The organism is Blattabacterium cuenoti (genome assembly GCF_014252335.1).
In the GTDB taxonomy this organism is placed as follows: domain Bacteria; phylum Bacteroidota; class Bacteroidia; order Flavobacteriales; family Blattabacteriaceae; genus Blattabacterium; species Blattabacterium cuenoti_AL.
On record NZ_CP059218.1, the window covers coordinates 42,192 to 55,633 of the forward strand.

Here is a 13,442-nt window from a genome sequence, read left to right on the forward strand (position 1 = left end):
AATAGTTTTATGAATGATAGATATTCTTTCTTAAATGCAATTCATATTAAAGATTTGGAATTACTCTATCAAAAATACAAAGAGAATCCGGATTCAATAGAACCTAGTTGGTCAGCTTTTTTTTATGGATTTGATTTTGGCAATGAAGAAAACTTTGGAAAAACCATTTTTAATCATAAAGAATTCTTAGTTTATAATTTAATTCAAGCGTATAAAATAACAGGTCATTTATTTAGTAATATTAATCCTATAATAAAAAAGAGAAATCTTTCAGAAGATATATCTTTAAATTTAAATCATTTTGGATTATCAGATAATGAATTAGATTCCAATTTTGAATCTGGAATATTTATAGGACTTGGAAAAACATCATTAAGAAATATAATTCATTTTTTAGAAAACAAATATTGTAATTCTATTGGAATTGAATATATGTATATTCATGATATAAAAAAAATAAAATGGATAGAGAAATGGTTAGATAACAATATTGATATCGAATTTAAATCATATAAAAAAATCTTTTTTTTAAAAAAATTAAACGAAGCTATTGCATTTGAACATTTTATACATAATAAATTTATTGGACAAAAACGATTTTCTATAGAAGGAAATGAATCTACATTACCTGCATTAGAAGAAATGATTGAATATGCTTCTACTGAATATAATACAGAAGAATTTATTATTGGAATGTCTCACAGAGGTAGATTAAATTTTCTTGCTAATTGTTTAAAAAAAAATTATTCATATATATTTAATGAATTTTATGGAAAAGAGTATCAAGATGCATTATTATCTGGTGATGTGAAATATCATTTAGGATTTACTAAAATAAAAACCAATTCTATTGGAAAAAACATTAAAATTAGTTTATTACCCAATCCATCTCATTTAGAATCTATTGATGCTATAGTAGAAGGTTTAACAAGATCAAAAATTGATAATATTTATACAAAAAATAAAAATAAAATTATTCCAATATTAATTCATGGAGATGCAGCAATATCAGGTCAAGGAATAGTATATGAAGTAATTCAATTTTCCAAATTAAACGGATATCATACTGGAGGAACTATTCATATAATTATTAATAATCAAATTGGATTTACAACAAATGAAATGGAAGGAAGATCTAGTATTTATTGTACAGATATTGCAAAAATTGTTATGTCACCAGTTTTACATATTAATGCAGATGATATTGAATCTGTTATAAAATCTATTTATTTTGCTATAGATTTTAGAATGCGTTATCATGAGGATGTTTTTATAGATTTAATAGGGTATAGAAAATATGGACATAATGAAGGAGATGATCCACGTTATACTCAACCTATATTGTATAAATTAATTTATCAACATAAAAATGTATATGAATTATATAAAGAACAATTAGAAAACGAAAACATTATTAATAACAATAATATCCAAATTATAGAAAAAAAATATCAAACAATTCTTCATAATGAATATGAAAAATCGAAAGACATTAAGTGGAATATTTTAACTTCTTTTTTAGAACAAGAATGGAAAGAATTTCCATTAATTGTTGATACACAAAAAATTTTTCAAAAAATCAATACTACATATTCTTTAAATAAATTAATTCATATTGCTAAATCTATTTTTACTCTTCCAAAGGATAAACATTTTTTTAAAAAAACAATTTCTATTTTTAAAAATAGATTAAATTTAATTTTAACTAAAAAATTAGTTGACTGGAGTAGTGCAGAATTACTTGCATATGGAACTTTATTAGATGAAGGATATTCTATTAGATTATCTGGGGAAGATGTAGCGAGAGGAACATTTTCTCAACGACATATTATTATTAAAACAGAAACTGAAGAAGAAATTATTCTTTTAAATCAAATTAAACAAGGACAAAAATTAATTGAAGTTTATAATTCACCACTTTCAGAATATGGTGTTTTAGGATTTGATTATGGATATGCTTTATTCTCTCCTTATATTTTAACTATATGGGAAGCTCAATTTGGAGATTTTGGTAATGGAGCACAAATAATAATAGATCAATATATTGCTTCTGGAGAAAGTAAATGGAAAATTTGTAATGGTATAGTTTTATTATTACCTCATGGATATGAAGGTCAAGGACCAGAACATTCTTCGGCTCGTATTGAAAGATATTTACAATTATGTGCAAATAATAATTTATTTTTAGCAAATTGTACTACTCCAGCAAATTATTATCATTTATTAAGAAGACAAATGAAATTCAATTTTAGAAAACCACTATTAATTTTTACACCAAAAAGTTTATTACGTCATCCACAATGTTTTTCAACATTAGAAGATTTATCTAATGGTACATTTCATGAAATTATCGAAGATTCTTCATGTATTAATGAAAATAAAATAAAAAAATTAATATTTTGTTCTGGAAAAATATATTATGATTTATTAAAAAGAAAAGAATATATTCAAAATACAGAAACTATTTTAATACGTATAGAACAGATTTATCCATTAAAAGAAAAAACAATTCAAAATTTGCTGGACAAATATAAAAATAGAAAAGATACTATATGGGTTCAAGAAGAACCGGCAAACATGGGAATATGGAGTTTTTTAATTAGACAATTTGGAAAAGATATCCCATTTACATTAGTTGCTCCATCAGAAAGTTCTAGTCCATCTACTGGTTCTTTAAAAACTTTTTTAAAAATTCAAAATAATATATTAGAAAAGGCTTTTTTATAAACTCATCATAATATGAATATGATACTAAAAGTCAAAGTTCCTTCTCCTGGAGAATCCATCAATGAAGTAGAAATTTCTTCATGGACAGTAAAAAATGGTGAATTTGTATCTAAAAATCAAATAATAGCTGAATTAGATTCTGATAAAGCTACTTTAGAAATTACTGCGGAACAAAGTGGAATAATTACTATTTTAGTTGAACAAGGTGTAAAAATACCTGTTGGTAAAATTATTTGTACAATAGATACTTCAAAAATAAAATCAGATAGTGAAATATTACATCAACATAATATACAAAAAGAAGAAGTAGTACAACAACATAATGTATGCAAATATAATATTACAAACTGGCCTTCTCCATCTGCGAAAAAAATAATTAATGAAAATCGTCTAATTATTAATAATATTAAAGGATCTGGTAAAGATGGAAGAATTACAAAAAAAGATTGCATTGATTTTATGAAAAAACAATCATGTAACAGATCATCCATAAAAAGACCTCTTTCTTCTCTTAGAAAAAAAATATCTGATCGTTTAGTGTCTGTTAAAAATCAAACTGCAATGTTAACGACTTTTAATGAAGTAGATATGACGGAAATTATATTAATAAGAAATCAATATAATCCTAGTTTTCAGGAAAAACATGAAATAAAATTAGGATTTATGTCATTTTTTACACTTGCCTCTATTAGAGGATTACGTTTATTTCCTGATGTCAATGCAATGATTAGTAGTAATAGAGAAAATAAAATCAATTTTAATTATTTTGATATCAGTATTGCTATATCTGGACCTAAAGGACTTATGGTCCCAGTTATTAGAAATGCAGAAACTTTATCATTTTTAGGAATAGAACAAGAAATTATGAAATTATCTACACGTGTAAAAAATGGTAAAATCTCAATAGATGAAATGATAGGAGGTAATTTTACTATTACTAATGGAGGGATTTTTGGTTCAATGTTATCTACTCCAATTATTAATCCTCCACAAAGTGCTATTTTAGGAATGCATAAAATTATGAATAGACCTATTGTGATTCAAAAATCTATAAAAATACGTCCTATGATGTATTTAGCATTATCCTATGATCATAGAATTATTGATGGAAGAGAATCAGTAGGATTTCTTTGTTCTATTAAAGAAACTTTAGAAAATCCTATACAATTTTTAATGAAAGGAAATATATCCAATATTCCAAAAATATTGGAATTATAATAATAAATTTTATTTTCTAAAATAAGGATTAGTTTTATTAATATTGTGTGATTGTGATTGTTTAATTTTGGTTTTTATAATTTTAATTTGATTATGTAATATACCATATATATCTATTTTTTCTGCTTCCAATAATAATAAGTTTGCTTTTTTATTATTTCCTTTATAAATAGATGCAATAGCTAAATTTAATTTAGCAATCGCTATATTATGTTTTAATCTGAGTCCCATATCTAATGATTTTTGCATATATTTTTCAGATTTATATATATCTGATTCAGAATATAATATTCCATAAAGAAAATAATAATAAGGAATTTGATATTTAGTTAATTGTTTGTGTGGATTTTGTATACATGTTAAATATTTTTTCATTCCTGGTATATCTTTATTTTGAATTTTAAAAAAAGCCATTAATAAAAATTCATTTTTAAAAATGAAAAAAATAATTAATAAACTTATTAACAAGAAAATTATTCCATACCATTTTTTTTGTATATAAAAAAAATACATAGATATTAAAAAGAATATTAAAAAATAAATTATTTTTGTATATTTATTCATTCATTAATTTATTTAAATGATTTTGTTTAATCCAATAAATCAAATCATTATGATTAGACTGACTAATCCAATGTCCAGATTCATATTCTTTATATGAAAAAGAATTTATTAAATATTCTTTTTGAAGAATATATAATCCTTTTTTTACCCATTTAATAGGAATAATATCGTCATATTTACCATGAGAAATAAACATAGATAATTTACTATATAATTTTTGATTGTTTTGTTTTTTAAATGAATAAATTGTTTCGTCAAAATATCCACTAAGTGCCATGACCCTTTTCACTTTATAAGGATTTTTAAGAGCAATGGCATAACTAATAATAGCACCTTGACTAAATCCACATATCCATACTTGATTATTATTTAATTTATATTCATTAATTGCTTCATCTATAAAAATATTTATTTTATTAATTGCTTGTGATGCTTGAAGCAAAGAATAATTTTTTATTTGTATTTTGTGTGTTGTTAAATTTTTATGAAAATTAATATTATACCAAGAATATTGATTATGACCTATAGTATAAATTCCTTGTATACTGACAATAAAAAAATAATTTGGTAATTGTTGAATAATAGAATTTAAAATATCATTTTCATTACTACCATATCCATGTATTATTAAAAATAATGGAGGATCAAGTTGATTATTAATTGGTTTTCTAATAATATGTTTTATCGAAAGTTGATTGAAAAGCATTGTTTATTAATTAAAAATTTAATAAGACATTGATTATAAAATATACTGTATCAGACACTAAAAAATATAAATTATGTATTACACTAAATTCATATTTGTAAATAAAAAAGAAATATATGTGTATGTAACAATGTTTATAAAAAAGTGTATATAAAAAACTACCTCATATTATATGATATGTTATTTAATAAAGTAATTTATGTTATGTAATAAAGTAATTGTACTAGACTATATTATCATGATAACTAATTACTGTGAAAAATAATTAGTTATTTTGTTACATACAAAAACAATGATATTTATTTTTTACTAAAATCATTTATAAAAAAAAACAAGTAAATTTAACTTCAATTTACTTTAAAAAAATTTATTTTTAATGAATTTATATGAATTCCAAGGACGAGATATTTTAACATCATTTTCAATTTCTGTTCCTTATGGGGTCATTGTACAAACAACAGAACAAGCTATCAATGCTGCACAAATTATTTTCAAAAACACAAAAACACAATCTATTGTAATAAAAGCTCAAATATTAGCTGGAGGTAGAGGTAAAAGTGGAGGAATATTAGTAGCAAAATCATTGGAAGATGTATATACAAAGTCTCAGTTTTTATTAAACAAATATTTAATTACCTCTCAAACTGCAAAACAAGGTGAATTAGTAACAAAACTTCTTATTACTGAAAATATATACAATCATAATGATAATATATATAGACCTAAAGAATACTACATAGCAATATCTTTCAATAGAGAAATTGAAAAAAATATAATATTATATTCTCAACAAGGTGGAATAAATATTGAAACAAATTATGATCATCACATATTTCAAGAAGTAATAGATCCAGGATTAGGCATATTAGAATTTCAATATAGAAAAATTGGATACCACTTAGGTATAGACATAAAAAAATTTAAATTTTTTTTATATAATCTTTATAAAGCATATGTATTATATAATGCTATATTATTAGAAATTAATCCATTAATTTATAATAATCATAATATTATTGCATTAGATTCAAAAATTACATTAGATAATAATGCTTTATTTCGCATTAAAAAAATTTTTAAAACATATCAAGAAACATATTTGGACAAAAATCATAATATTAATTTTATTAAACTTGAAGGAAATGTAGGATGTATGGTAAATGGTGCTGGTTTAGCAATGGCAACTATGGATTTGATTAAATCTTGTGGAGGCAGTCCATCCAATTTTTTAGATATTGGTGGAGATGCGAATCAAGAAAAAGTTCAAAAAGCATTTGATTTAATTTTAAAAGATACTTCAGTACAAGTAATTTTAATAAATATATTCGGAGGAATTGTTAGATGTGATGATGTTGTACACGGAATCATAAATGCATATAATGAATATATTAAAACAAATAATAAATATCCAAAAATAGTATTTCGTTTACAAGGAACAAATGCTAAAATAGCAAAAGAAATACTATATAAAAATAAACAATTTCCTATTTTTTATACTTCTACTTTAAAAGAAGCATCTAATAAAATACAAAAATTATTATCAAGTTAATTTAACTAATTCATTCATATGATGATTCAAAAAGTTTGTTCTTATATTAGACTAACTAAAAAATATGAACCTACTACATGGGAAAACATTATTGGACAAAAAGACATTGTATATATTTTAAAACATGCTGTAAAAAAATGTGTTTTGTCAAAAATTTTATTATTTATTGGAATAAAAGGAATTGGTAAAAATACATGTGCCAAAATTTTAATTAACGAATTATCATCATCAAATATTGTTCATAAATTTGAATTAAATGGTACCATAAAATATTCTATTAATTATTTAAATTCAATTATTAATAAAATATATAATAATGTAACAGAAAACAAATGTTTGATAATACAAAATATTAATGATGTTTCTACAAATTTTATAGATATTATATTTCCAATGTTTTATAATATTCCATTAAATATGTTATTAATTATTTGCGCAAATAAAATTAATAAAATTGTAGAATATATTATGTCATCATTATATTGTCAAACATATGAATTTAATCCAATTTCTATAAAAGACAATTTTAATCATTTAAAAAATATTTCTAATAAAGAATGTATAGAAATAGATAATGAAACTTTATTGTCTATTTCTAAATATGGAAATGGATCTTTAATGAATTCTATGAACCAACTAGATAAATTATATTTTCATACTATTTTAAAGCACAAAATCTCTAAAAAATTAATTTTAAATAGATTAGGAATATTAGATACTATTTATTATTTTAAAATAATTGATTATTTGTTAAAAAATAAAATTTATGAGTTTATAATGTTATTAGATAACATAATCAAAATTAATATTAGTAGTATACTATTTATAAAAGGATTTATTAAACATTTTAGAATGTTATTAATTTCTAAATATTCTCATTTGAATTCTCTTTTAAAAGACAAAAATAATCTTAAATTTTATATTCAACAATCCAAAATGCTATCTTCATTATTTATAATAGATAGTTTAAAAATGTTTTGTCAAATAGAACATAAATTATATGATTTAAGAATACAAAATGTATTATATGATAATAAACATTATTATAAATTAATTGAAACCAAGATTTTATCATTTTTTTTGAAAAAAAAAAACAACTATTATAGTAATCATGAATCTAAAAATAAAAATTATAAATATTTTAAATATTTTTTAGAACAAAATTGGAAAAGTTTTATAGATAAAAATTCAAACAAAATTAATCCTTATTATTTGAATATATTAAAAAATGAAATCCAATTTTATATATTAAATAATAAAATTGTTTTAATAAAACCTTCTATTATAAAAGAGAAAGATTTTTTAGTAATACAAAAATATTTTACAGAAAAATTACAAAAAAAATGTAATAACCAATATTTTGAATTTGAAATTTTAACTAAAAAATTAGAAAATTTTTCAGTTGAAGAATATAATATGTTATCAAAAAAAAATGATAATATTAATCAATTAATAGATAGGTTAAAGTTAAAAATTAAATCACCTTGTTCTCTTCCTCCACCAATTACTTATAATTCTATCAAACCTAAAATTAAAGATAATTATTAATATTTTAATTATGTACTATATTATATAATGATGAAGATATGAATGATGACAATACCATATTTGGAATAGAAAAAGATAGACTATCAGGATTGAATTATTATATAAATATCAATTCCATGAAAAATAAAACTCCAATATTAGATAATTTTGGAAAAAATCTAAATATAATTGCATTTGAAGGAAAATTAGATCCTATCATTGGCAGAGAACATGAATTAGAAAGAATTGCGCAAATTTTAAGTAGAAGAAAAAAAAATAATCCATTACTAATAGGTGAACCAGGTGTTGGAAAAACAGCAATAGCTGAAGGATTAGCATTAAAAATTGTTCAAAAAAAAATTTCCAGAGTTTTATATAATAAAAGAATTGTAGTACTTGATATAGCAAGTATAGTAGCTGGAACTAAATATAGAGGCCAATTTGAAGAAAGAATGAAAACCATAATTTCTGAAGTAGAAAAAAATACTAATTTAATTCTTTTTATAGATGAAATACATACTATCATAGGTGCAGGAGGAACAACTGGATCTTTAGATGCCTCAAATATATTAAAACCAGCTTTAGCTACAGGTAATATACAATGTATAGGAACTACAACATTAAATGAATATAGACAATATATAGAAAAAGATGGTGCATTAGAAAGAAGATTTCAAAAAATTATAATTCAACCATCGACAGAAAAAGAAACTATTGAAATATTAAAAAAAATTAAAATTAAATATGAGGTATATCATAATGTAATTTATACAGAATCAGCAATTAATGCTTGTGTAAATTTAACATCTAGATATATTATTGATCGTTATTTACCAGATAAAGCCATTGATGCATTAGATGAAGCTGGTGCTTACGTACATATGAAAAATATAAAAGTACCACAAAAAATCCTTAATTTAGAAAAATTACTTGATAATATACAAAAAGAAAAATATCAAGCAGTAAAAAATCAACACTATGAAAAAGCAGCTAATATAAGAGATAAAGAAAAAGAAATTAAAGAATACTTACTTAAAGATCAAATATTATGGAGTGAACTTATTAAAAAAAATAAAGATATAGTGTCTGAAACACATGTAAAAAAAGTAGTATCTATGATGAGTGGTATTCCAGTTAATAAAATAGATCAATCTGAATTTACACAATTAAATAATTTAATTTCTTTATTAAAAACTAAAGTAATAGGACAAGATCATGCAATAGAAAAAATTGTTAACTCTATACGAATCAATAAATCTGGATTAAAAGATCCTAATTCTCCAATAGGATCTTTTATTTTTTTAGGACCTACTGGAGTTGGCAAAACTCATTTAGCCAAAGAATTTACAAAAGAAATATTTGGATCAGAAGATTGTCTAATACGTATTGATATGAGTGAATATATGGAAAAATTTTCTATGTCTAAATTAATTGGATCACCTCCAGGATATATTGGTTATGAAGAAGGTGGTCAATTAACAGAAATACTACGTCGTAGACCATATTGTGTAATTTTATTTGATGAAATTGAAAAAGCTCATCATGATATTTTGAATATTTTATTACAAATTTTAGATTATGGATATATCACAGATAGTTTAGGAAGAAAAATAAATTTTAGAAATACTATGATTATTTTTACGTCTAATCAAAATACAAATCAATTTAATAGAACCGAAATTGGATTTTCCAATATAACAAAACAATTAAATGAATCTAAATTTGCATTACACAATATGTTATCTCCAGAATTTATAAATAGAATAGATGATATTATTATTTTTAATCATTTAACATATAAAAATATTGTTAAAATTACATCGATAGAATTAGAAAAAATAAAATATACTTTACTTGAACTAGGATATCATTTAAATATTTCTTCAGAAACACAAAAGTTTATTCAAATTCAAGGATTTGATAAAAAATTTGGTGCAAGACCACTAAAAAGAGCTATCAATAGCTTAATTAAAAATCCAATTTCAGAATATATTATGAAAGGAACTATACAATATGGAAATATTATTCAATTAGTAATGAATAAAAGTAAAAATATTATTAAAATTAAAATTAAATAATATAATGATCACATTAAAAAGGTAAATCATCAAAATCATCAGATGATAAAGATGGTGATAACATTTTTTTAGAATTGACTATAGTAGAAGAATTAATATTTTCAATTTTCCATCCTTGAATAGAATTAAAATATTTAATCATTCCTTCTGAATTTTTCCATTCTCTTCCTTTAATATTAATAAATACTTTAATTTTATCTTTCAGTTTGATAGACTCTAATAAATCTATTTTAGATTGAATAAATTCTATTAATATATTTTGTGGATATGGTTCTTCTGTTGTAATAACAAGTTCTCTTTTTCTAAATCCATTGCCAAATTTTTGGATTTCAAATAATTTTTTTACTATTCCTATTATTTCCATAGAAAATCTATCATTTTTTATTGATTATTATGTGTATTATTTTATTCACAATAATTTTTATTTAATTTCTTGATCTTTATCTTTAATTTTATTAGATATATTAAAAGCGGTAATCATATTAGTTAACATTTCGCTAGCAGATCCAGGAGAATTTGGAAATAAAATTAAATTTGATTTGGAATATTCACCTATAGATTGAAGTGTATCATAATGTTGCGTTACTACAATTAATGCCGATGCTTCTTGAGAATTAATTCCTACATTATTTAATACTTCTACTGATTCTAATATACCTTTTGCTATTTCTCTTCTTTGATCAGCTGTTCCTATTCCTTGTAATTTTTTACTTTCTGCTTCTGCTTTAGCCTTAGCTATAATTTTAATTTTTTCTGCTTCTGCCTTATATTCTGCAGCTACTTTTTCTCTTTCTGCAGTATTAATTCTATTCATTGCTTGTTTTACATTTTCATCAGGTTCTAAATCAGTTACTAATGCTTTAATCAGAGAATATCCATAAGTTGACATAGATTCTTTTAATTCTCTTTTTAATGCATCCGCAATATCATCTTTTCTTTCAAAAACATCATCTAAACGCATTTTAGGAACTTCAGCTCTTACTACATCAAAAATATAAGAAGTTATTTGAGCATTAGAATTATCTAATTTATAAAAAGCTTCATATACTTTATTTTTAATAACTTTAAATTGTACTGATATTTTTACCTTGATAAAAACATTATCTTTAGTTTTTGTATCTACTAAAATATCTAATTGTTGAATTTTTAATGTTAATTTACCTGCTATATTATCTATCATAGGCATTTTTAAATGAAATCCTGCATATCGTATTGCATAAAATTTACCCAATCTTTCAATAATAAATGCTGTTTCTTGATGAACAATAAAAATTAAATTAGAAAATGCAGATAAAATTATAAGAATTAATAATCCATAAAATAATATTACATAAATACTCATACTTTATTTAAATTTTTATTTATAATTATAACATCCCTAATTCTAAACGTGCTTCTTCACTCATAAATTCTCTACACCATGGTGGATCAAATGTTAAAATTACATTTACTATTTGAATAGGATGTATTAATGCTATTTGATTTTTTACTTTAAGTGGTAAAGTATCTGCAACTGGACAATTTGTTGTAGTAAGGGTCATAATAATTTTAACTTCTTTACAATCATTATCAATTTGAATATCATAAATAAGACCTAATTCATAAATATCAACAGGAATTTCTGGATCATAAATTGTTTTCAATGAATAAATGATTTTTTCTTCCAGTAAACTCTTATCTTCTATCTTATTCATTTTCATTTTGATTTATTTCCAAATTTATCAAAAAAATAAATATTATAACCTATTTTTTTAATTTTATCAAAAATTTTTTTAGAATTTCCAATAATTATAATTTTACCTATTGTTGTAGAAAAAAACTTATTACATGTTTTATAAACATCAGATAGATTAACATTTTTAATATTATTTAAATAATTATTGTAAAATCCGACTTGTAAATTATCCTTTAATTCACTAATAAATAAATCATTTACTTTTAATGGATTTTCTAAATTTAGAATAAACTGACCACATATTTCTTCTTTTTTAATCTTTAATTCTTCATAAGATATATAAGATTTGATGTTTTTTATTATTTTTACAATATCTTGAATTACTTTATCAGTAACATCATTTCTAACTTGCGTATAAATTGAAAAATATCCTATATATTTATCTGGTTTTAAAATTGAATAAATACCATAAGTATATGCACTTTTTTCTCTAATATTTAAAAATAACCTACTTTGTGCTCCAACACCTAAAATTCCATTTGCTAATAAAGAAGAAAAATATATAGAATCACTTTTTTTAAGAGTAATTGTATTACCAAAACAAATAAATGATTGAGTAAGTGTTGGTAAATCTATAATATTAACTTCTAATTTTTTAGATATTAATTGGTGATTAATGATATTTTCATCAATATTTTTTTTACTCCATTGTAACAAATATTTAGTACATAATGAAATAACTTCTTTCATAGAAATAGATCCAATAAAAGATATATAAGATATATTAGGACAATAATATTTATTATATAATTTTTTTAAATCTTGTAATGTAATACATTTTATAGTTTTATGTGTTTCATATTCTCCATATGGATGATTTTTACTAAAATATAAAACATTTTTTACACGTTCTAAAATAGCATTAGGATCTTTTTCTGAAATATCAATATCTATTATTTTTTGTTTAATAATTTTATTAAATTCTATTATATTATTAAATTGACTATTCATCAGAATATCACTAAAAATTTCAAAAGATTCTTCAAAATATTTTTTTAATGAAAATAAAGAAATATTTGAAAATGAAGTAAATAGTTTACTTCCCATATAATCCAGTTTTTTATCTATTTTTTCTTTAGAAAATTGTTTTGTTCCAGAACGAAGCATTTTTCCAAATACTTTTTTAATTCCAGCCTTTTCTTTTTCCAAAAAAATAGGATAATTTAACACAAAATTGACCCTAATTACAGGAAATTTATAATTTTCTATTAATAAAACTGTTAATCCATTATTCATTTTAAATAATGATGGTTTTTGCAAATTAGGAACCACTTGATTAGTTAAAGGCTTAGGGGGAATTTCACGATTTATCATAATAATAAAAATAAAAATCAATTA

At 21.9% G+C, this 13,442-nt stretch carries 11 protein-coding genes; 5 read left to right on the forward strand and 6 right to left on the reverse strand.

Annotation, left to right across the window (positions count from 1 at the left end):
• Positions 1–9: 9 nt before the first annotated feature.
• Positions 10–2,727 (forward strand): 2-oxoglutarate dehydrogenase E1 component, encoded by a 2,718-nt coding sequence (locus H0H37_RS00190; RefSeq protein ID WP_185882448.1) that lies wholly within the window; start codon positions 10–12, stop codon positions 2,725–2,727.
• Between the two features lie 18 nt (positions 2,728–2,745).
• A complete protein-coding gene (sucB, locus tag H0H37_RS00195) occupies positions 2,746–3,945 on the forward strand; it encodes a dihydrolipoyllysine-residue succinyltransferase (protein WP_185882639.1) in 1,200 nt (399 codons plus the stop codon).
• A gap of 9 nt (positions 3,946–3,954) precedes the next feature.
• On the opposite strand, the gene H0H37_RS00200 is transcribed toward sucB, so the two are convergent.
• Together H0H37_RS00200 and H0H37_RS00205 are read right to left on the reverse strand one after the other, a co-directional pair.
• Entirely contained in the window at positions 3,955–4,509 is a 555-nt protein-coding gene (locus tag H0H37_RS00200; protein ID WP_185882449.1) for a hypothetical protein, read from the reverse strand.
• On the reverse strand, positions 4,502–5,215 hold the full coding sequence (locus H0H37_RS00205) for an alpha/beta hydrolase (protein ID WP_185882450.1): 714 nt from the start codon (positions 5,213–5,215) through the stop codon (positions 4,502–4,504). The genes H0H37_RS00200 and H0H37_RS00205 overlap by 8 nt, the downstream gene beginning before the upstream one ends.
• Positions 5,216–5,591: 376 nt before the next feature.
• Here H0H37_RS00205 and sucC point away from each other — a divergent pair, with 376 nt between their 5' ends.
• From sucC to H0H37_RS00220, 3 genes are read left to right on the forward strand one after another with little or no spacing between them, the layout of a single operon-like run.
• Positions 5,592–6,764: an ADP-forming succinate--CoA ligase subunit beta gene (sucC, locus tag H0H37_RS00210; RefSeq protein WP_185882451.1), complete on the forward strand. Its 1,173-nt coding sequence runs from the start codon at positions 5,592–5,594 to the stop codon at positions 6,762–6,764.
• Positions 6,765–6,782: 18 nt separating this feature from the next.
• Positions 6,783–8,312, forward strand: coding sequence for a hypothetical protein (locus tag H0H37_RS00215; RefSeq protein WP_185882452.1), 1,530 nt, complete (start codon positions 6,783–6,785; stop codon positions 8,310–8,312).
• Between the two features lie 38 nt (positions 8,313–8,350).
• Positions 8,351–10,369, forward strand: coding sequence for an ATP-dependent Clp protease ATP-binding subunit (locus tag H0H37_RS00220; RefSeq protein ID WP_185882453.1), 2,019 nt, complete (start codon positions 8,351–8,353; stop codon positions 10,367–10,369).
• A 13-nt stretch (positions 10,370–10,382) separates the two neighbouring features.
• Here the strand turns inward: H0H37_RS00220 and H0H37_RS00225 are convergent, their stop codons facing one another.
• From H0H37_RS00225 to H0H37_RS00240, 4 genes are read right to left on the reverse strand one after another with little or no spacing between them, the layout of a single operon-like run.
• Positions 10,383–10,733 carry a DUF3127 domain-containing protein gene (locus tag H0H37_RS00225; RefSeq protein WP_185882454.1) on the reverse strand — a complete coding sequence of 117 codons (351 nt, stop codon included), beginning with the start codon at positions 10,731–10,733 and terminating at the stop codon, positions 10,383–10,385.
• Between the two features lie 57 nt (positions 10,734–10,790).
• On the reverse strand, positions 10,791–11,711 hold the full coding sequence (locus H0H37_RS00230) for an SPFH domain-containing protein (protein WP_185882455.1): 921 nt from the start codon (positions 11,709–11,711) through the stop codon (positions 10,791–10,793).
• 25 nt (positions 11,712–11,736) lie between these two features.
• Positions 11,737–12,063 (reverse strand): iron-sulfur cluster assembly protein, encoded by a 327-nt coding sequence (locus tag H0H37_RS00235; RefSeq protein ID WP_185882640.1) that lies wholly within the window; start codon positions 12,061–12,063, stop codon positions 11,737–11,739.
• Positions 12,064–12,065: 2 nt separating this feature from the next.
• Positions 12,066–13,418 (reverse strand): M16 family metallopeptidase, encoded by a 1,353-nt coding sequence (locus tag H0H37_RS00240; protein ID WP_185882456.1) that lies wholly within the window; start codon positions 13,416–13,418, stop codon positions 12,066–12,068.
• Positions 13,419–13,442: the final 24 nt, after the last annotated feature.